Source organism: Streptomyces sp. NPDC001700 (assembly GCF_053596435.1).
Map to the genome: position 1 here is coordinate 1 of NZ_JBSFGE010000024.1, position 19,698 is coordinate 19,698.

Sequence of the window (19,698 nt, forward strand, 5' to 3'; positions counted from 1 at the left end):
CCCGGCGGCCGTGGCACCGGTGATCCGTACGGTGTCGCCGACGACCAGTTCGTACCCCTCCGCGCCCAGATCCTTACGGGACGCGTCCACCCCCACCCGGGCCCGTGGGCTGTCCGGGGCCGTCGCCCGCCGCCTCGCCGCAGAGCGACTGGGGCCGCACCGGCCGGAGCCGCAGGGCGGCTGGGCCCGCAGCGGCCGGGCCACGCCGCGGGCGGGCGCGTGGGGCGCCCGCCGGACGCTTCGCGTCTGCGGGCTGGCCGCTTCCGGCGGCTGCGGGGATGATCCAGGTATGAGCGATCCCCCGCCCCGGCGGTCCGGGCGGGCGCGGAGGCGCGCGGGCGGGCCGCCGGGCGCCCCGGCCCCCACCGCCGTGCGGCTCTCCACCGCCGCCGGGCGGTGGGTCGTGCTCACCACCGTGCTGGGCTCCGCGATGGCGCTGCTCGACAGCACCGTCGTCAACGTCGCCCTGCCCCGCATCGGCCTCGACCTCGGCGCCGATCTCGCCGTCCTCCAGTGGACCGTCAACGCCTACCTGCTCACCCTCGCCGGGCTCATCCTCCTCGGCGGGGCGCTCGGGGACCGCTTCGGGCGGCGGCGGGTGTTCATCGTCGGCGTCGTGTGGTTCGCGCTCGCGTCCCTGCTGTGCGGGCTGGCGCCGAACGCCGGGATGCTCATCGCCGCCCGCGCCCTCCAGGGCGTCGGCGGGGCGCTGCTCACCCCCGGCTCGCTGGCGCTGATCCAGTCGGTCATCCACCCCGACGACCGGGCCCGGGCGGTCGGGCTGTGGTCCGGGTTCGGCGGGGTGGGGGCGGCGATCGGGCCGTTCCTCGGGGGCTGGCTGGTGGACGGTCCGGGCTGGCGCTGGGTGTTCTTCCTCAACGTGCCGCTGGCGGCCGTATGCGTCCCGGTCGCGCTGCGGCACGTACCGGAGTCCCGGGATCCGCGGGCGCACGGCCGGTTCGACGTGCTGGGCGCGGTGCTCGGCGCGCTCGCGCTCGGCCTGGTGACGTACGCGCTGATCGCCGCTCCGCAGCGGGGCGCGTCGCTCTCCGTGGTGCTGCCCGCCGTGGCCGGGCTGCTGGCGGGGGTGGCCTTCGTGTACGCGGAGCGGGTGCGCCCCGAGCCGATGCTGCCGCTCTCCCTCTTCTCGTCGCGCCAGTTCACCGCCGTGAACGCGGTGACGCTGTGTGTGTACGCGGCCTTCGGCGGCTTCTTCTTCCTGGTCGTGCTGAACCTCCAGGTGGTCGTCGGCTACTCCGCGCTGGTCGCCGGAACCGCGCTGCTGCCGACGACCCTGCTGATGCTGCTGCTGTCGGCCCGCTCCGGCGAGCTGGGCAAGCGCATCGGCCCGCGCATCCCGCTGACCGTCGGGCCGTTGCTGTGCGCCGCCGGGATGCTGCTGATGACCCGGGCCGGGGTGGGGGCCGTCTACTGGCGGGACGTACTGCCCGCGCTGGTGGTGATGGGGCTGGGCATGGTGGTGCTCGTCGCCCCGCTCACCGCGACCGTGCTGGCCTCGGTGGACGTCGGACGGGCGGGCCTGGCCAGCGGCATCAACAACGCGGCGGCGCGGGCGGCGGGCCTGGTGGCGGTCGCGGCGCTGCCGCTGCTGGCGGGCATGGGCGCGGAGGCGTACCGGTCGGCGGACCGGTTCTCGGAGGCGTTCCGGCGGGCGATGCCGATCTGCGCGGCGGTGCTGGTGCTGGGCGCGCTCATCGCCTGGCGGGCGGTACGGGCGGACGCGCTGGAGCGGGCCGGGGAGCCCGGGGAAGTGGAGGCGGCTGGGGAGCGCCCCTGCCGTCCCGAGTGCGCGTACCACTGCGGGGTGGGCGCCCCGCCGCTGGACCCGGGCGAGCGGCCGCGCAAGCCCCCGGCTTGATCACGCGCCTCGGCCCCCGGCTTGATCACGCGCCTCAGCCCCCCGGCTTGATCACGCGCCTCGCGGCAGTGGACCTTGGTGTGGGGCGGCGGGCGGGGCGGGCGGTCCGGCAGACTGGAACCCATGGCCATTCACGAGAATCTGCTCGGGGGACCGCCCCCGACCCATCTGCCCGACGACCCCGAGCCGCGAGAACTGCTCGCGTCCGGCGCGGCTCCCGCCGAGGTCGCCGCGAAGTACCCGGCCTCCTCGCTCGCCTGGGCCCAGCTCGCCGACGAGGCGTTCGAGAACGGCCGGGTGGTCGAGTCGTACGCGTACGCCCGCACCGGCTACCACCGGGGCCTTGACGCGCTGCGGCGCAGTGGCTGGAAGGGCCACGGCCCCGTCCCCTTCGAGCACGAACCCAACCGGGGTTTCCTGCGCGCCCTGCACGCGCTCGCCCGCGCCGCACAGTCCATCGGTGAGCAGGAGGAGTACGAGCGCTGCGCGTCGTTCCTGCGTGAGAGCTCGCCGACCGCGGCGGACACGCTTTCCTGACCCCTTCCGGGGTGTGGGCCTGCCGGGGCGTTCGTGCCCCGGCAGGCCCGTTGTGCGCCGGTGCGCGGGTGCGGAGCGCACTTGCGAGCGGCGCGCGCGGCACGCATGATGCGGGCAGGGACCACAGAAGTGGCCCCTGAGGGGACCGGGGCTCCGAGACCGAAGGGATGGGGCGGACCGCTACCCGGTGGCGAGCAGTACCTCAGGAGATGCGATGTCGCAGCAGCCTGCCCCGAAATCCGCCCCCGCGCCCGAGGAAGCCGTCCTGACCGACGGCGAACCGGAAGCGCCCCATCTGGACTTCCAGGGCACGACCCCGTACGAGGACTACGTCCGGGCGTCCGTCCTCACCCACCTCCAGCACCCGCTCTCCGACGACCCCGGCGAGATGGTCTTCCTGGTCACCACCCAGGTCATGGAGCTGTGGTTCACCGTCATCGTCCACGAGTGGCACACCGCCGCGCAGGCGCTGCGCGAGGACGACCTGCCCACCGCGCTGGCGGCGCTGGGGCGCTCCACGTACGAGCTGGAGTCGCTGAACGCGTCCTGGAAGCCGCTCGCGCACCTCACGCCCGGCCAGTTCAACGCGTACCGCTCCGCGCTCGGCGACGGCTCCGGCTTCCAGTCCGCGATGTACCGGCGGCTGGAGTTCCTGCTCGGTGAGAAGTCGGCGTCCATGCTGGTCCCGCACCGGGGCGCGCCGCGCGAGCACGCGGAGCTGGAGAAGGCGCTGACCGAGCCAAGCCTCTACGACGAGGTGCTGCGCTTCCTGGACCGCCGTGGCCACGCCATACCCGCCGCCGTGCTGGACCGCGACCCCACCCGCCGGTACGAGCCGGATCCCGGGGTGGAGCGGGTGTGGCAGGAGATCTACTCCGGCCGGTGCGAGGACGAGCTGATCCGGCTCGGCGAGGGGCTGACCGAGGTCGCCGAGCTGGTGTGGCGCTGGCGCAACGACCATCTGGTGGCCACCCGGCGGGCGATGGGCGCCAAGACCGGAACGGGCGGCTCCGCCGGGGTCGCGTGGCTGGAGAAGCGCGCCGCGAAGAACGTGTTCCCCGAGCTGTGGACGGCACGTAGCTATGTCTGAGACGACGCTCCCCCAGGAGCTGACCGCCGAGGCCGACGCGCTCGACGCGGCCGATGAACTCCGCGCCAAGCGCGACGCCTTCGCCCTCGACGACACCGTCTATCTGGACGGCAATTCGCTCGGCGCGCTGCCCCACGCCGTCCCCGCCCGGCTGGCCGATGTCGTGGCCCGCGAATGGGGGCAGCTGCGCATCCGCTCCTGGGAGGAGAGCGGCTGGTGGACCGCGCCCGAGCGGATCGGCGACCGCGTGGGGCGGATCGTCGGCGCAGCTCCCGGGCAGGTGGTGGTCGGTGACTCGACCAGCGTGAACGTCTTCAAGGCGGTCGTCGCGGCCGTACGCATCGCCCAGGAGCGCGGCGCCCACCGCGACCAGATCGTGGTGGACGAGTCCACCTTCCCCACCGACGGCTACATCGCCGAATCCGCCGCCCGCATGACCGGCTGCACCGTGCGGGCCGTGGCGGCGGGCGACGTACCGACCTCGGTCGGGCCGCGCACCGCCGTCGCGCTCGTCAACCACGTCGACTACCGGACCGGCCGCCTCCAGGACCTGCCCGGCACGACGGCCGCCATCCACGCGGCCGGGGCCCTCGCCGTCTGGGACCTCTGCCACAGCGCGGGCGCGCTGCCGGTGGGGCTCGACGCGCACGGGGTCGACCTCGCCGTCGGCTGTACGTACAAGTACCTCAACGGGGGCCCGGGCGCGCCCGCCTATCTGTACGTGGCGCGGGAGCACCAGCCGCGCTTCGACTCCCCGCTCCCCGGCTGGAACTCCCACGCCGACCCCTTCGGCATGACGCCCGCCTACACCCCCGCCGAGGGCGCGGTACGCGGCCGCGTCGGCACCCCCGACATCCTCTCCATGCTCGCGCTGGAGGCCGCGCTGGAGGTGTGGGACGACGTCCCGGTCGAGGCCGTACGGGCCAAGAGCCTGGCCCTGACGGACTTCTTCCTGCGGTGCGTCGAGCGGTACGTCCCGGCCGGGCGCGTCCAGTCCGTCACCCCGGCCGCCCACGCGGAACGCGGCAGCCAGATCGCGCTGCGCTGCGCGGAGGCGGGCCCGGCGATGGCCGAGCTGATCAGGCGCGGGGTCGTCGGCGACTTCCGCCGCCCCGACGTGCTGCGCTTCGGCTTCACCCCGCTCTACACCGGCTTCGCCGAGGTGGAGCGGGCGGCGCGGGTGCTGGCCGAGGTCCTGGAGGACGTACGGAGCGAGGTGGGCTGACCGATGAGCCGTGACGCGGCCGCCGAGGAGGCGTCCCTCTTCGGCCACGCCCCGGTGGCGCCCGACGCGACGGCCGCGTACGGCGAACACCCGGACCAGGTGGTGGACTTCCACCTGCCCCACGACCCGGCGGGCCCCGCCCCGCTGGTCATCCTCTTCCACGGCGGCGCCTGGCGCGCGCCCTACGACCGCCAGCACGTCTCCCCGCTCGCCGCCTACCTCGCGGAACGCGGCTTCGCGGTGGCCCTGGCGGAATACCGCCGAGGCGCGGCCACGGGCGGCGACGCCGAGGCCGGGAGGGCAGCCGCCGGGCGCGACGGCCAAGGCCCGCAGGGCGGGGCGCCGGGCGGCGACGCGGGGGTGTCGGCTGCCGGGCTCGGCGAGGCTGACGGCCCGCGCGTCGCGCAGGGGCGGCCCGGCGGGGCGCGTGCCCCCGGCCGGGAGGCCGGGGTGGGCGGCGACGGCGGGCCGGATCGCGGTGGGCCTCACCGGGAACACCCGCCAGGGGCGCAGCACCTGGCGGGCCGTTGGCCGGAGACCTTCGACGACATCGCCGCCGTGGTGGACCGGGTGCCGGGGCTGGTGCGGGAGTTGGGGCTCGGCGGGGTCGACGCCGGGCGCGTCGTGCTCGCCGGGCATTCCGCGGGCGGGCACGCCGCGCTGTGGGCGGCTGCCCGGCACCGGCTGCCGCCGGGCAGCCGGTGGCGGCTGCCCACGGCTCCTCCGGTGTGCGGCGTGGTCGCGCTCGCCCCGATCGCGGATCTCAACGCCGCCCGCGCGCTGCGGGTGTGCTCGGACGCCGTCGACCAGCTGCTCGGCGACCGGATCGCCGCCCGGCTGCCGCTCGCCGATCCCGCCGCGCTGCTGCCCACTGGCGTGCCCACCGTCCTGGTGCGGGGCGGCACGGACGTCGATGTTCCGCCGCAGGTCGCGGACTCCTTCGCGGCGGCCGGGGCGGTCGCCGGGCAGCCGCCCCGGGTGGTGCGCATCGCCGCCGTCGGGCACTTTCCGCTGATCGACCCGGCCACCGCCGCCGCCCGCACGGTCGCCGACGAGATCGCCCGGCTCACCGCGCGGTCGTCACCCTCGTAGTACCTGAGAGGGACGCCGGACAATCACTATCTGTGGGGACGACGCGGGCCCGCCCGCTCCCTACGGTATGAGGCGTGACCCAGACGATTCCGCGGACCGAACTCCGCATCGCCCGCAGTGCGTTGTCCGGCCTGCGGCAGGACTTGATCGACGACGCGTTCGCCATCCGCCCGCTGCCGCCGCTGAGTTCCGGGCATCCGCTGATGCGCCGGATCCCGGAGCGGGCCCGGCGGTACGTCGGCTGGCTGCCGCACGCCGCGCTCACGGTCTGCGCGTTCTACGTCATGTGCCAGTCGGTCTTCCTGGTGCCCGACGGTATGACCAGCCTGGTCCTGGCCCTGCTGAGTGCGGTGCCGCTGCTTCTGACGCTGTTCCGGCCGGCCGGCGCCTGGTGGCTCTCGTTCGGGGCGAGCGCCGCGACGGGGCTGGGGCTGCTGGGGCTGGATCAGACCGTGGGCTGGCCGTGGCCGATACCGCTGGCCATCTCCCACGTCCTGGTGATGGTGGTGGTCGCGGCCCGCTCGCGTCCCCGGGTGGCCACCGAGATATGGCTGCTCACCGCCCTCCTCGCGGTTGTCGCCGAGTACGTCGACACCGACAGCCGGTACACCTCGGACTCCCTCCAGATGCTGGCCGACAGCCAGATCACCTCGGACAGCGTCCAGATGCTGTTCGTCTCCGGGCTGGCGCTCTGCGCCGTCGTCACCGGGCGCACCCTTGGCGAGAGCAAACGGCGGATCGCGGTGCAGGAGTCGGTGACCGTCGAGGAGCGTTCCCGCCGCACCACGCTGGAGGAGCGCGCGACGATCGCGCGGGAGCTGCACGACGTCGTCGCGCACCACATGTCCGTCATCGCCATCCAGGCGGAGGCCGCCCCGTACCGGGTGGAGAACCCGCCCGAGGAGCTGACCAGGAGCTTCGCGACCATCCGGGAGAACGCGGTGATCGCCCTCACCGAGCTGCGCCGGGTCCTCGGGGTGGTGCGGGCCGATGACATCGGGACGGACACCGACCCCGAGGCGCCCCAGCCCACGCTGGCCGCGCTCGACGGCCTCTTCGCGGGGGTACGGTCGGCGGGCCTGACGGTCGACCACGTCACGACCGGCGCGGTGCGCCCGCTGCCGCAGGGCGTGGAGCTGTCCGCGTACCGCATCGTGCAGGAGGCACTGAGCAACGCGCTGCGCCACGCCCCGGGTTCCACGGCGCGCGTCGAAGTGTCGTATGTGCTGGGCGGTCTCGGGCTGCGCATCGTCAACGGGGCGCCCACCAAGGCGGTGCCGCCCTCGCCGGGCATGGGCCACGGGCTGCTCGGCATGCGGGAGCGGGTCACGATGCTGGGCGGGGAGATACGGGCCGGGGCGAGGGAGGAGGACGGCGGCTACGAGATCACCGTCTTCATCCCGGTCCCGGAGGAGCCGGACCCGGAGACGACAGCCCCGGACCCGGCGGCCTTGGAGGAGACGGCGGCGGAGCCAAAGATATGAAGGCCATCCGCGTGCTGATCGTCGACGACCAGATGATGGTCCGCGAGGGCTTCTCCGTGCTGCTGGGCGCCCAGCCGGACATCGAGGTCGTCGGCGAGGCGGTCGACGGCCGCGAGGCGATAGCCCAGGTCGCGGCGCTGCGCCCGGACGTGGTCCTGATGGACATCCGGATGCCCGAGCTGAACGGGCTGGAGGCGACACGGGAGATCGTCGCGGCGGACGCCGACGCCAAGGTCCTGGTGCTGACCACCTTCGACCTCGACGAGTACGTCTACCAGGCGCTCCGCGCCGGGGCGAGCGGCTTCCTGCTCAAGGACGCCTCGGCCCGTCAGCTCGGCGAGGCGGTGCAGGTGGTGGCGGCGGGGGAGGCGCTGCTGGCGCCCACCGTCACCAAGCGGCTCATCGCGACGTTCTCGCAGCTCGGCGAGTCCGCCCTGCCGGGCGCGGCGCGGCCGGGCCCGCAGGAGCGGCTGGACGAGCTGACCGAGCGGGAGAACGAGGTGCTGGTGCTGGTCGCGAAGGGCCGGTCCAACGCGGAGATAGCGGAGCATCTGGTGGTGGCCGAGTCGACGGTGAAGACCCATGTGAGCCGGGTCCTGGTCAAGCTCGGCCTGCGCGACCGCACCCAGGCCGCGGTCTTCGCGTACGAGGCGCGGCTCGTGACCCCGGGAGGCTGACCAAGGGACCATCGACCCGCCGACAACCGCCGAAGCCCTCTGGAGGACGGGCCGGTCCGGCGATACGGTCCGGTCATGACCAGCCCAGCCCCTGCCTTCGACCCGTGGCAGCCGTCGTTCGTCGCCGACCCCTACCCGGCCTACGCGAGCCTGCGCGAGCGCGGCAGGGCCCACTGGTTCGCGCCGTCCCGCCAGTGGCTGATCCCGCACTTCGAGGACGTACGCGCCCTGCTGACCGACCGGCGGCTGGGCCGTACGTATCTCCACCGCTTCAGCCACGAGGAGTTCGGCCGCACCGCCCCGCCGCCCGAGCACGAGCCGTTCCACACCCTCAACGGCAACGGCATGCTGGACTTGGAGGCGCCGGACCACACCCGGCTGCGGCGGCTTGTCTCCAAGGCGTTCACCCCGCGCACGGTCCAGGCGCTGGTGCCGACGATCCGGCGGCTGGCGGACGGGCTGGTGGACTCGTTCGTCGCCTCCGGCGGCGGCGATCTCATCGCGGCGGTCGCCGAACCGCTGCCGGTCGAGGTCATCGCCGAGATGCTGGGCATCCCGCCCGCCGACCGCCCGGCGCTGCGCCCCTGGTCGGCGGATATCTGCGGGATGTTCGAGCTGAACCCGGGCGAGGAGACGGCGCGCCGCGCGGTCCGGGCCTCGGAGGAGTTCTCGGAGTATCTGCGCGGGCTGATCGCCGCCCGCCGCGAGCACCCGGGCGAGGATCTGATCAGCGCGCTGATCGCCGCGCACGACGAGGGGGACCGGCTCTCCGAGCAAGAGATGGTGTCCACCTGTGTGCTGCTGCTGAACGCGGGCCACGAGGCCACCGTCAACACCACCGGCAACGGCTGGTGGACGCTGTTCCGCCACCCCGACCAGCTGGCCCGGCTGCGGTCCGCCCCGGACGCGCTGCTGTCCACAGCTGTGGACGAGCTGCTGCGCTACGACACCCCGCTCCAGCTGTTCGAGCGCTGGGTCCTGGAGGACATCCGGGTCGGCGACACCCTCATCCCGCGCGGCAGCGAGGTAGCCCTGCTCTTCGGTTCGGCCAACCGCGACCCGGCCCGCTTCGAGCGCCCCGACACCCTCGACCTCGCCCGCGCCGACAACCCCCACCTCAGCTTCGGCGCCGGGATCCACTACTGCCTGGGCGCCCCGCTGGCCCGTATCGAACTCGCCTCGTCCTTCGGCGCGCTGCTGCGCGCCGCGCCCGGGCTGCGGCTCGTCAGGGAGCCGGAGTGGCAGCCGGGTTATGTGATCCGCGGGCTGACGGAGCTGCTGGTGGAGGTCTGAGGTCTGAGGACCCCGGGACACGACTCGGCGCCGGACCCGCCACAGGGGGTGGGCGGGTCCGGCGCCGAGGCACGGAGGCTGACGGAGGTCAGCCGATGTCGCGGCGGCGCAGGGCCACCAGCCCTCCGGCGGTCAGCACGGCCGAGGCCAGCACCATCCACACGAACGGCGCCGCGGTGATGTCGTCACCGGGCAGCTTCGGCAGATGGCTGAACGGCGAGGTGTTCATGATGGACTGCGACACCTTCAGCGCCGGGCCCATCCAGCCGAGCGCGACCACCCAGCCGACCAGGCCCCAGGCGGCGGCCGAGTACTTCGGGAGCGCCCCGATGAGCAGCACCGTCAGGCTGGTGACCAGCCACACCGCGGGCGTCTGGGAGAGCGCGGCGCCCAGGACGCGCGGCAGCGAACCGCCCACGTCGCCCGACGCCAGCCCGTAGCCGAGGCCCAGCGCGAGACCGCCGATGGCCAGCACGGCGACCGGGCCGAGGTAGGAGATGACCAGGTGGCTGGCGGCCCACCGCACCCGGCTGACCGCGTTGGACAGCAGCGGTTCGGCCCGCTGGTCGGTCTCCTCGCCGCGCAGCCGCAGCACGGAGCTGGCGGCGTAGACGGTGAGGATGGTGCCGAGGACGCCGACCATGGAGGCCAGGAAGGCGTCGTTGAGCCCCTGGGCTCCGCCCATCCGCTCGATGATCTCGCGGGTCTGGTCGCTGTCGCCGAGGAAGTCGTCGGCGCCGTCCGAGATGGCGCCGAAGATGGCCCCCGCGAAGACGAACCCGGCGGCCCAGCCGACCAGGGCACCGCGCTGGAGGCGCCAGCCCAGGCCGAAGACGCCCTTCAGGAACGGCCCGGCGGCGGGCGGACCGGGGCGGGTCGCGTAGAAGCTGGCGCCGACGTCGCGGCGCCCGGCCAGCGAGTACGCGACGGAGATCGACGCGGCGGCCAGCACCGCGATCAGCAGCAGCGGCCACCAGCGCTCGGCCGCGAACGGCCGGGCGTACTCGGCCCAGCCCAGCGGCGAGAGCCAGACCAGCACATGGCCGGAGCCCTTGGAGCCGTCCTCGGCGGCGTCACCCGCCATGCGCAGCACGAACGCCACGCCGACCGCGGCCGAGGAGAGCCCCCGGGCGAGCCGCGCGCTCTCGGTGAGCTGGGCGGCGACGGCGGCCAGTCCGCCGAAGGCCATCCCGGACAGGCCCACGGCCAGCCCCAGCGCGACCGCCCCGCTGCCGCCCTGCGCCGCGAGACCGCCCGCGACGAGCAGGGTGACGGCGCCGTTGGCGATGGCCACGGTGAGCAGGGCCGAGGTGAGGCCCGCGCGGCGGCCGACCACACAGGAGGACAGCGCCTCCTGGCGGCCGGTCTCCTCCTCCTCGCGGGTGTGCCGGATGACGATGAGCAGGCTCATGATCGCGGCGAACACGGTGAGGAACGCGCCCACCCGCCAGACGGTGAGCGCGCCGAGCGAGTCGCCGAAGGCGGTGCCGAACAGCGCGCGGGTCGCCCCGTTGCCGTTCATGTCCTGGACGAGCTGGGTGCGCTGGGCGGGCGTCTCGTAGGCGCTGTCGAGGCGGCCCACGGTGCTGGAGGCGGTCAGCCCCAGGCACAGCACCCACACCGGCATCATGATCCGGTCACGGCGCAGCGCGAGCCGCAGCAGGGTGCCGGTGCCGGTCAGGTCGCGGGACGAGCCGCGGGCCCGGCCGGTGACCCGGGCGTCGGCTACGGCGGTCATCGCGCGATCGCCTCTTCGGTGTCGGTGCCGGTCCCGGCCTCGGTGCCCGATTCGGCGCCGGTGCGGGTGACGTCGTCCTGGTAGTGGCGGAGGAACAGCTCTTCCAGGGTGGGCGGGGTGGAGGTGAGGCTGCGCACGCCCGCCTCGGTGAGCCGCCGCAGCACGGCGTCCAGCTTGTCGCTGTCCACCTGGAGCTTGACGTGGCGGTCCTGGACGTCGAGGCCGTGGACGCCGGGCAGCCCGGTCAGCCCGGTGGGCGCGGCGGCCAGCTCGGCGGTCACCGACGTACGGGTCAGATGGCGCAGCTCGGTCAGGGTGCCGGACTCGACCCGCCTGCCCTTGCGGATGATGCTGACCCGCCCGCACAGCGCCTCGACCTCGCTGAGGATGTGGCTGGAGAGCAGCACGGTGCGGCCGCGGTCGCGCTCCTCGGCCACGCACTCGCGGAAGATCTCCTCCATCAGCGGGTCGAGCCCGGAGGTCGGCTCGTCGAGGATCAGCAGCTCGACCTCGGAGGCGAAGGCGGCGACCAGCGCGACCTTCTGGCGGTTGCCCTTGGAGTAGGTGTGGCCCTTCTTGGTCGGGTCCAGCTCGAACCGCTCCAGCAGCTGGGCCCGCCGGGTCTGGTCCAGCCCACCGCGGAGCCGCCCGTACAGGTCGATGACCTCGCCACCGCTCAGGCTGCGCCACAGGGTGACGTCTCCGGGGACGTACGCGATGTGCTGATGGAGGTCGACCGCATCGTGCCAGGGGTCCTTGCCGAGGAGCTGGACCGCACCGGAGTCGGCGCGCAGCAGACCGAGCAGGACTCGGATGCTGGTGGATTTCCCGGCGCCGTTGGGCCCGAGGAAGCCATGGACCTCACCCGCCTCGACTTCGAGGTCGAGGCCGTCCAACGCGTGGGTCCGGCCGAAGGACTTGTGCAGGCCGGACGCGGAGATTGCCGTCTTCATGGTTGCGAAGCTACGCTACTTTCACAAATTTGTGAAGTTAAGGAATCGTATAAACTTATGATGATGTGACGAAGAGAGGAGATGATGAGCCGGTGAGGGAGATGATCGAAGACATCGAAGAACACGACGTACGTGATGACGAGGCGGTGTCCCGGTTCGTCGAGCGGTTCGCCGCCGACCTCGTCGAGGCCGGAATGCAGCGGATGGGCGCCCGCGTCTTGGCGGCTCTGATCGTCTCCGACTCCGGCGCGCTCACCTCCGCCGAACTCGCCGAGCAGCTCCAGATCAGCCCGGCCGCGGTCTCCGGCGCGATCCGCTACCTCGCCCAGGTCGACCTGGTCGCGCGGGAGCGCGAACCGGGCTCCCGGCGCGAGCGCTACCGGCTCTACAACGAGGTCTGGTACGAGACGATGACCCGCCGCGACCAGGTGCTCACGCGCTGGGAGTCCACCATGCGGGACGGCGCGAAGGTCCTCGGCACCGGGACCCCGGCCGGACAGCGGGCCTCCGAGACCGCCGATTTCTTCGAGTTCATGCAGGTCGAGCTGCGCACGTTGCTGGAGCGCTGGCGTGCCCACCAGGCGGCGGCCCGCGCCGACGGGGCCGACGAGTCGTAAGCGGTACGAGCCGTAACCGGTCAGCGGCGGTGCGGCAGGGTCAGGCTCCACGCCCCGGCCAGCACCGTCCACGTCCGGCTGCGCACCGGGCCGCGTACCAGCGCGTCCGAGTGGTAGCGGAAGTCCTGGCCGGAGACGGTGACGGCCCGGGCCCGCGCCGTGACCGGCCCCCCGGCGCCGTCGCCCGCGTGCGGATGGACCACCACATCGGCCAGCCCGCCGCCCGGCGCGGCCGTCGACACCGAGACGCCCTCGACCCGCCGGTCCAGATCGGTCAGCAGCACCCCGTCCGCCTCGACCCGCAGCCGCTGCGGCGACGGCCGCTCCCGGCGCCCCCGGCCGCCCCCGCCGAGCCCCATGACCGGCAGCGACAGCAGGGTCAGCGCCGTCCGCGCGGTGCGCGCCGCCGGGGTCCACCAGGGGTGGTGGCCGCCGGTGGCACAGCCGCCCGCGCCCCGCGCCCCCGCCTCGCCGCCCGGCCCGGCGCCACCACCGGGCCCGGCCGCGCCGGTGGGGTCCACGGCGTACGGATCGCAGCCGCAGTCGCAGCCGTCCGCCGCCCCGCCCGGCGCGCCGCCGCCCGCGACACCGTTCGCGGCGACCGGCCCCGTACGCGAAGGCCCCGCCGGTGGCGCCGTACCGGCCGCGCCGTCCCCGCCGGGGATGCGCAAGGCCCCGAGGACCACCCCGCCGCTCTCGTCGACCAGCAGGTCACGCGGGCGGGCGGACCCGTCGAGCACCGTGCGCGCCGCCGCGACCGCGTCCGTCGGCACGCCGAGCGCGTGGGCGAGGGCGACCGTGGCCGCCCCGCCGACGGGCACGACCGACAGCGCCGCGTCCGCCAGCTCGCGCTGCCGGTGCAGCAGCTCCACGACCCGCAGCAGGGCCCGGTCGTCGCCCACCACCACCGGCCGCCGTCCGCCGCGCCGGGCGAGTGCCCGCTCGACTTCCTCGGGGCCGTCCGGCAGGCAGATTTTCGTTTGCGCGCCCGCACACAGCACATCTTTCGCGATGCGCACCGACTCCCCGTCCGTTCGCCGGGCGGTGGGGTCGATGACCATGAGCAGGCGGCGCCCCCGGACGGTGTCCGGCGGAGAGTGCCAGGGGTCTGGAGCCGACACCTCGGTCCTTCCTCAGGTAATCTCTCGGTGCAAGAGCCCCTGTCGCTGTTGCGCCAGGGGCTTCGTCTATCCGGGGCACCGGTTCGACGGCTCTTGTGGTGACGCACGCCACCACGCACGTTGGACATGCCCCGCCCGGAAGGGGTGTACGCCTGTGCCCGCACTTGTGCTGCTCGGTGCTCAGTGGGGTGACGAGGGCAAGGGAAAGGCCACCGACCTGCTCGGTGGCTCGGTCGACTATGTGGTCCGCTACCAGGGCGGCAATAACGCGGGTCACACGGTGGTGGTCGGCGACCAGAAGTACGCCCTGCACCTGCTCCCGTCCGGCATCCTCTCGCCCGGATGCACCCCCGTCATCGGTAACGGCGTCGTCGTCGACCCCGCGGTCCTGCTCTCCGAGCTGAGCGGGCTGAACGAGCGCGGCGTCGACACGTCCAAGCTGCTGATCAGCGGTAACGCGCACCTGATCACGCCGTATCACACGACGATCGACAAGGTGACGGAACGCTTCCTCGGGAAGCGCAAGATCGGCACCACCGGCCGTGGCATCGGCCCGTCCTACGCCGACAAGATCAACCGCGTCGGCATCCGGGTCCAGGACATCTTCGACGAGTCGATCCTGCGGCAGAAGGTCGAGGCCGCTCTCGACTTCAAGAACCAGGTGCTCGCCAAGCTCTACAACCGCCGCGCCATCGCCGTGGAGCAGGTGGTCGAGGAGCTGCTGGGGTACGCGGACCAGCTCGGCGGCTACGTCGCCGACACCACCCTGATCCTCAACAACGCCATCGACCAGGGCCAGGTCGTGCTCTTCGAGGGCGGCCAGGGCACCCTGCTCGACGTCGACCACGGCACGTACCCCTTCGTCACCTCCTCCAACCCGACCGCGGGCGGCGCCTGCACCGGGACCGGCGTCGGGCCGACGAAGGTCAACCGCGTGATCGGGATCCTGAAGGCCTACACCACGCGCGTCGGCGCGGGCCCCTTCCCGACCGAGCTGCTCGACGAGGACGGCGAGAAGCTGCGCACCATCGGCGGCGAGCGCGGTGTGACCACCGGCCGCGACCGGCGCTGCGGCTGGTTCGACGCGGTGATCGCGCGCTACGCGACCCGGGTCAACGGGCTCACCGACTTCTTCCTCACCAAGCTCGACGTGCTCACCGGCTGGGAGCGGATCCCGGTGTGCGTGGCGTACGAGATCGACGGGAAGCGGGTCGAGGAACTGCCGTACAGCCAGACCGACTTCCACCACGCCAAGCCGATCTACGAGACGCTGCCGGGCTGGTCGGAGGACATCACCCAGGCCAAGACCTTCGACGACCTGCCGAAGAACGCGCAGAAGTACGTGCAGGCGCTGGAAGACATGTCCGGCGCGCCGATCTCGGCGATCGGCGTCGGCCCGGGCCGGGACGAGACGATCCAGATCAACTCGTTCCTCTGAGGCCCCCGGGCCCCGGCCCACTGCGTACGGCCCGCACGAACGGCGTCATCGCGCCGCGTGCGGGCCGTCGTACGTAAGGCGCCTCAGCCTCAGCCGACGGGCGGGCCGAAGACCCCCGCGGGCACGGGCGGTTGTTGCTGCTGCTGCCGCTGCGCCGCCCGGCGCCGCTCCTGCATCCCGGTCAGCTTCACCACCACGGTGATCGCCAGCACCGCGGTCAGCAGCGAGATGCCGTCGTCCGCGATGTGACCGGCGACCCCGATCCGCTCGTCCACGCTCCTGGTGTTGTCGACGGTCACTTCCAGGATCCCGGCGGACGGGGCGGAGAAGCACATCAGCACGAACCCCATCCACCACCAGTGCAGCGCCGCGCGGGGCACCCGGCCGGGGCCCGGGCGGGCGCTGGCGGTCCAGATGTCGTTCGCGATCTGCTTGGGGATCCACAGCAGGGCGATCGGGATGAACCACGCCCCGATGGCGTAGCCGCTGCCGAAGCGCAACCGGCCGGGGGACAGCGCCGTGGCGTTGACGTACGTACGCCGGAACCACACCAGCCACAGCACGACCAGCGCCACCACGCACATGCCCAGCGCGCCGTCCAGCGAGGCGACCGCCTCCGCCCTGCGCTCGACCGCGGCGCTGGACCCCTCGTCCTCGGCCAGGTCGCGCAGCGCGCCGAACTGCGACATCCGCAGATACAGATCGCTGATCGTCAGCAGCATCCACACGACGAACACGGCCACCAGGGTGTTCCCCAGCGCGCGCACCGAGCGCACCTTCTGGCCCCCGGCCGTGGGGCCGCTCGGGGTCTGGTAGCCGCCCGCCTGCGGCCACGGGCTGCCCGGCTGCTGCTGTGCGCCGTTCATCGGGTACCCGTACGCCGCCGGGGCGCTGGGCGCGCCGTACGCGGACGGGGGGTTCGGAGTGGAGGGCCCGGCCGCTCCCGCCGCCGCGCCCGCGCTCGGCGTGGCGTACGCGCTCTGCGGCGTGGCGGGCGCCGGGGCTGTCGCCTGCTGATGCGGGTTCTCGGCCTCCAGCAGCTGCAGCGCGTCCCGCCCGAGCCGGGCCAGCAGCCCGCCCGGCAGCCACGGCTCGGCGGCGTCGGGCGCGGCCGCCTCGGTGTACGCGATCAGGTCCGGCACCGAGGGCCGCTGCGCCGGGTCCTTGCTCAGACAGGCGGTGACCAGGCCGAGCAGCCCCTCGGGCAGCCCCTCAAGATCCGGCTCCTCCTGGGCTATCCGGTACATCAGCGCGTGTATGCCGCTGTCCACCCGGCCGAACGGCTGCCGCCCGGTGGCCGCGAACGCGAGCACCGACCCCAGGCAGAACACATCGCTCGCCGTGGTCACCGTCTCGCCGCGCACCTGCTCCGGCGACATGAACCCCGGCGAGCCGACGACCGCGCCCGTCGCCGTCAGATTGCTGTTGCCGCTCACCGCGTCCAGGGCGCGGGCGATGCCGAAGTCGATGACCCGCGGGCCGTCGATCGTGATCAGGATGTTGGACGGCTTGAGATCGCGGTGGATCAGCCCCGCGCCGTGGATGTCGCGCAGCGCCAGCGACAGACCGTGCGCCAGGACCCGCACCGACTGCTCGGGCAGCGCCCCGAAGTCGTCGGCCACCACCTCGTGCAGCGACGGTCCCCCGATGTACCCCGTGGCCACCCAGGGCACCTCGGCCTCGGTGTCGGCGTCGAGCACGGGCGCGGTCCACTGGCCGCCCACCCGTCTCGCCGCCTCCACCTCACGCTTGAAGCGGCCCCGGAAATCCGGTTGCCGGGCGAGTTCGGCCTGCACCAGCTTCACGGCGACGGTCCGGCCCCGGGCCGAACGGGCGAGGTACACCTTGCCCATTCCGCCCTCGCCGAGCCTGCCGAGCAGCTGGTACTCGCCGATCCACCGCGGGTCCTGGGCCCCGAGGTTCTCCATCGCGGTGTGGCTCCTGTCCCTGTGCCGATGGTCCCCGTACGCCGATCGGCCGATCAGTTCAGACGGGTGAAGGTCTGGATCATCGTCTCATCGCTAAAGCTGTCCGGGTCTTCATACACGACCCGGAGCTTGTCCTTTCCAGACGCGGTGAATGTGAGCGAGGTTCCCGGCTCGCACAGATCCTCCGGTGTGGCCTTCGTGACCTTGACGGGGCTGAGTACCAGGCCCTTCTCGACCGAGGCCAGCATCCGCTGCCCCTCGCAGTGGTACTTGCTGCTGTCGCCGACCTCCTCGGCCACCGAGGTGCCGTACGCGCCCTGACCGATCGTCAGTTTCCGGGTGGCGCCCGCCTCCCCGAACGCGTCCTTGGCCAGCCACGTGCCCTCGTAGGCAGCCGGTATCGGCGTGTCCCCGGTCTTCGACGGGCGCAGCGTCGCCTCCGCGGAGCCGTCCGTGGTGCTCCACGCCAGCGAGCCGTCGTCCCCCAGCCGCAGGGTCTGCTCCCCGACGGCGCCGCACGCCTCCTCGGGCACGCTGGCCGTCACAGACTCGTCCTCGATGACCAGCAGGCTGTCCGCCGACGTGAGCGTCGCCGAACTCCGGCAGAACTCATCCGGCGCCGACATCTGCGTGTCCGCCACCGCTGAGCCGACCGCGCCCTGCGAGAGGACGATCCGGCGGATCTTGCCGGTGGAGTCGCCGTCGTCCCCCTTGATCTCGCCCTCCCAGGCGCCCAGATAGCTCTGCGGCACATCGCCGGTCGTGCCCAGCTTGGTGGACGAGGGCCCCGGCGACCCCGAACCCCCGCCGGGCGCCTTCGACTTCCCGGCGCCTGTGCTGGGCGGGGTGTGGGTGGCCTTGTCGTAGTCGGTGGCCTGCTCGGTCTTACCGTCCCCGCCGCCGCTGTACTTGACGACGGCGACGGCCGCCCCGGCGATGAGCAACGTGGCGAGCACGGCCGAGCCGACGACGAGCGTCTTGCGCCGCCGAGGTTTGCCCTGCGGCGCCCCGCCGGTGGGCCCGTTGGCCCCGCCGGGCGGCGTAGGCGGCCCGAACGACGTGACGTCAGGCGGCCCGAAGGCCTGCGGCGTGGCGCCCGGGTCCGGCCCGGCGTGCGGCGGGGTGTTGGCCTGCGGCCCGGCGGCAGCCTGCGCCGCGCCTTGCGGGCCTGCGGCCGCGCCCCCGGCGGCGTACGGCCCGGCGCCCTGCGGTGCGCCGTGCGGCGTCGCCCCGACCGGGCCTTGCGGTTCGGCAGCCGGGCCTCCGGGGGCGTAGCGCCCCGCGGCCTGTGGCCCACCCTGCGGTGACGTAGCTGGCCGGGCGGCGCCGTGTGGGGGTGTTGCGGCCTGCGGCGCGCCGTGCGGCGGGGTGTTGGCCTGCGGTCCGGCGGGGTCCTGCGGCCCTGCGGCAGCCTGCGCCGCGCCCTGCGGGCCTGCGGCCTGCGGCGCGCCGTGCGGCGTTGCCCCGGCCGGGCCCTGCGGTGGTGTCTCGGCGGCGGGTGCCTCCTCCCGCGCGGGTGCCGCCTGCGGCGGGTCGGACGCGGGGCGCGGAGGCGGGGGCGGGGTGATGGGCGGGGGTGGAAGCAGGGGGTACGACGTGGCCGACGGTGGGGCGGTCGGGGGCGGCGGTACGGCGGGGCCCGCCGTCGGCGGGAGCGACGGCCGGGCGGGCACCGGGGACGCGGGCGTCTCCACGTCGAGCAACTGCACCGCGTGGCGGCCGAGCTGGGCGACGAGCCCGCCCGGCAGCCAGGGTTCGGCGTCCGCGCCCGCCCCGTCCTCCCCGGGACCGGCGGTGCGCTCCAGCAGCCCGTCCAGCGTGGGGCGTTCCTCCGGGGCCTTCCGCAGGCAGTCGGTGACCAGCTCGCGCAGTCCGTCCGGCAGCCCGGTCAGGTCGGGCTGCTCCTGGGCTATGCGGTACATCACCGCGTGCACACCGCTGTCGGCCGTACCGAAGGGCTGGCGGCCGGTGGCGGCGAAGGCGAGCACCGAGCCGAGGCAGAACACATCGCTGGCGGGGGTGACGCGTTCGCCGCGCACCTGCTCGGGTGACATGAAGCCCGGTGAGCCGACGACCGCGCCGCTGCGCGTGAGGATGCCGTCGGTGACGGTCTCCAGGGCGCGGGCGATGCCGAAGTCGATGACGCGCGGGCCGTCGATGGTGATGAGGACGTTGGAGGGCTTGAGGTCGCGGTGGACGAGACCGGCGCCGTGGATGGACCGCAGGGCGCGGGTGAGGCCGTTGCCGAGGATGCGCACGGTCCGTTCGGGCAGCGGACCGGACTCGGCGACGATGGCGTGGAGCGAGGGCCCGGCGATGTAGCCGGTGGCGACCCACGGGGTGGCGGCCTCGGTGTCGGCGTCGAGGACGGGGGCGGTCCATTCGCCGCCCACCCGCTGGGCGGCCCGCACTTCCTGGGTGAAGCGCCGCCGGAATTCGCTTTGCCGGGCGAGTTCGGGCTGGACGAGTTTCACCGCGACTGTCCGGCCCCGCGCCGAGTACGCCAGGAACACCCGCCCCATGCCACCCGCGCCCAGCCGCTTGAGGAGTCGGTACTCGCCGATCCAGCGTGGGTCTTCCGCCCCCAGGTCTTCCATGGTGTCGAACGTCCCTTCCCTGATCCCCC

At 73.9% G+C, this 19,698-nt stretch carries 15 protein-coding genes; 10 read left to right on the forward strand and 5 right to left on the reverse strand.

What is annotated here, in order from left to right; translation table 11 throughout:
• Positions 1–289 precede the first annotated feature (289 nt).
• The 8 genes from ACWC5C_RS32865 (at position 290) to ACWC5C_RS32900 (ending at position 9,277) form a co-directional block, all read left to right on the forward strand.
• Positions 290–1,879 carry a DHA2 family efflux MFS transporter permease subunit gene (locus ACWC5C_RS32865; RefSeq protein WP_450881454.1) on the forward strand — a complete coding sequence of 530 codons (1,590 nt, stop codon included), beginning with the start codon at positions 290–292 and terminating at the stop codon, positions 1,877–1,879.
• A gap of 123 nt (positions 1,880–2,002) precedes the next feature.
• Positions 2,003–2,416, forward strand: coding sequence for a DUF3151 domain-containing protein (locus ACWC5C_RS32870; RefSeq protein ID WP_450881456.1), 414 nt, complete (start codon positions 2,003–2,005; stop codon positions 2,414–2,416).
• A gap of 214 nt (positions 2,417–2,630) precedes the next feature.
• Positions 2,631–3,506 (forward strand): tryptophan 2,3-dioxygenase family protein, encoded by an 876-nt coding sequence (locus ACWC5C_RS32875; protein WP_450881458.1) that lies wholly within the window; start codon positions 2,631–2,633, stop codon positions 3,504–3,506.
• Positions 3,499–4,731 carry a kynureninase gene (kynU, locus tag ACWC5C_RS32880; protein ID WP_450881460.1) on the forward strand — a complete coding sequence of 411 codons (1,233 nt, stop codon included), beginning with the start codon at positions 3,499–3,501 and terminating at the stop codon, positions 4,729–4,731. Before ACWC5C_RS32875 ends, kynU begins: the two co-directional genes overlap by 8 nt.
• A 3-nt stretch (positions 4,732–4,734) precedes the next feature.
• Positions 4,735–5,823 carry an alpha/beta hydrolase gene (locus tag ACWC5C_RS32885; RefSeq protein ID WP_450881462.1) on the forward strand — a complete coding sequence of 363 codons (1,089 nt, stop codon included), beginning with the start codon at positions 4,735–4,737 and terminating at the stop codon, positions 5,821–5,823.
• A gap of 74 nt (positions 5,824–5,897) precedes the next feature.
• Complete coding sequence (locus ACWC5C_RS32890; RefSeq protein ID WP_450881464.1) at positions 5,898–7,307, forward strand: sensor histidine kinase; 1,410 nt, start codon at positions 5,898–5,900, stop codon at positions 7,305–7,307.
• Positions 7,304–7,984 (forward strand): response regulator, encoded by a 681-nt coding sequence (locus tag ACWC5C_RS32895; RefSeq protein ID WP_450881466.1) that lies wholly within the window; start codon positions 7,304–7,306, stop codon positions 7,982–7,984. The genes ACWC5C_RS32890 and ACWC5C_RS32895 overlap by 4 nt, the downstream gene beginning before the upstream one ends.
• A gap of 75 nt (positions 7,985–8,059) precedes the next feature.
• Positions 8,060–9,277, forward strand: coding sequence for a cytochrome P450 (locus ACWC5C_RS32900; protein ID WP_450881468.1), 1,218 nt, complete (start codon positions 8,060–8,062; stop codon positions 9,275–9,277).
• Positions 9,278–9,365: 88 nt separating this feature from the next.
• On the opposite strand, the gene ACWC5C_RS32905 is transcribed toward ACWC5C_RS32900, so the two are convergent.
• Both ACWC5C_RS32905 and ACWC5C_RS32910 read right to left on the reverse strand, forming a co-directional pair.
• Positions 9,366–11,015, reverse strand: coding sequence for an ABC transporter permease (locus tag ACWC5C_RS32905; RefSeq protein ID WP_450881470.1), 1,650 nt, complete (start codon positions 11,013–11,015; stop codon positions 9,366–9,368).
• Positions 11,012–11,968, reverse strand: coding sequence for an ABC transporter ATP-binding protein (locus tag ACWC5C_RS32910; protein WP_450881472.1), 957 nt, complete (start codon positions 11,966–11,968; stop codon positions 11,012–11,014). Before ACWC5C_RS32910 ends, ACWC5C_RS32905 begins: the two co-directional genes overlap by 4 nt.
• 101 nt (positions 11,969–12,069) lie before the next feature.
• Between ACWC5C_RS32910 and ACWC5C_RS32915 the strand changes: the two genes are divergently transcribed.
• Positions 12,070–12,585, forward strand: a complete 516-nt coding sequence (locus ACWC5C_RS32915) for a GbsR/MarR family transcriptional regulator (protein WP_450881617.1) — start codon at positions 12,070–12,072, stop codon at positions 12,583–12,585.
• A gap of 20 nt (positions 12,586–12,605) precedes the next feature.
• On the opposite strand, the gene ACWC5C_RS32920 is transcribed toward ACWC5C_RS32915, so the two are convergent.
• Positions 12,606–13,646, reverse strand: coding sequence for a hypothetical protein (locus tag ACWC5C_RS32920; protein WP_450881619.1), 1,041 nt, complete (start codon positions 13,644–13,646; stop codon positions 12,606–12,608).
• A gap of 214 nt (positions 13,647–13,860) precedes the next feature.
• Between ACWC5C_RS32920 and ACWC5C_RS32925 the strand changes: the two genes are divergently transcribed.
• Entirely contained in the window at positions 13,861–15,144 is a 1,284-nt protein-coding gene (locus ACWC5C_RS32925; protein ID WP_385443978.1) for an adenylosuccinate synthase, read from the forward strand.
• An 89-nt stretch (positions 15,145–15,233) separates the two neighbouring features.
• Here the strand turns inward: ACWC5C_RS32925 and ACWC5C_RS32930 are convergent, their stop codons facing one another.
• On the reverse strand, positions 15,234–17,072 hold the full coding sequence (locus ACWC5C_RS32930; protein ID WP_450881474.1) for a protein kinase domain-containing protein: 1,839 nt from the start codon (positions 17,070–17,072) through the stop codon (positions 15,234–15,236).
• 53 nt (positions 17,073–17,125) lie between these two features.
• Complete coding sequence (locus ACWC5C_RS32935) at positions 17,126–19,669, reverse strand: protein kinase domain-containing protein (RefSeq protein WP_450881476.1); 2,544 nt, start codon at positions 19,667–19,669, stop codon at positions 17,126–17,128.
• Between the last annotated feature and the right edge of the window lie 29 nt (positions 19,670–19,698).

Coding starts and splice junctions, on each gene's coding strand:
- kynU (WP_450881460.1), top strand. CDS start 3,499: ATGTCTGAGACGACGCTCCCCCAGGAGCTGACCGCCGAGGCCGACGCG.
- ACWC5C_RS32895 (WP_450881466.1), top strand. CDS start 7,304: ATGAAGGCCATCCGCGTGCTGATCGTCGACGACCAGATGATGGTCCGC.
- ACWC5C_RS32935 (WP_450881476.1), bottom strand. CDS start 19,669: ATGGAAGACCTGGGGGCGGAAGACCCACGCTGGATCGGCGAGTACCGA.
- ACWC5C_RS32900 (WP_450881468.1), top strand. CDS start 8,060: ATGACCAGCCCAGCCCCTGCCTTCGACCCGTGGCAGCCGTCGTTCGTC.
- ACWC5C_RS32915 (WP_450881617.1), top strand. CDS start 12,070: ATGATCGAAGACATCGAAGAACACGACGTACGTGATGACGAGGCGGTG.
- ACWC5C_RS32875 (WP_450881458.1), top strand. CDS start 2,631: ATGTCGCAGCAGCCTGCCCCGAAATCCGCCCCCGCGCCCGAGGAAGCC.
- ACWC5C_RS32910 (WP_450881472.1), bottom strand. CDS start 11,968: ATGAAGACGGCAATCTCCGCGTCCGGCCTGCACAAGTCCTTCGGCCGG.
- ACWC5C_RS32905 (WP_450881470.1), bottom strand. CDS start 11,015: ATGACCGCCGTAGCCGACGCCCGGGTCACCGGCCGGGCCCGCGGCTCG.
- ACWC5C_RS32865 (WP_450881454.1), top strand. CDS start 290: ATGAGCGATCCCCCGCCCCGGCGGTCCGGGCGGGCGCGGAGGCGCGCG.
- ACWC5C_RS32870 (WP_450881456.1), top strand. CDS start 2,003: ATGGCCATTCACGAGAATCTGCTCGGGGGACCGCCCCCGACCCATCTG.
- ACWC5C_RS32930 (WP_450881474.1), bottom strand. CDS start 17,072: ATGGAGAACCTCGGGGCCCAGGACCCGCGGTGGATCGGCGAGTACCAG.
- ACWC5C_RS32885 (WP_450881462.1), top strand. CDS start 4,735: ATGAGCCGTGACGCGGCCGCCGAGGAGGCGTCCCTCTTCGGCCACGCC.
- ACWC5C_RS32920 (WP_450881619.1), bottom strand. CDS start 13,646: ATGGTCATCGACCCCACCGCCCGGCGAACGGACGGGGAGTCGGTGCGC.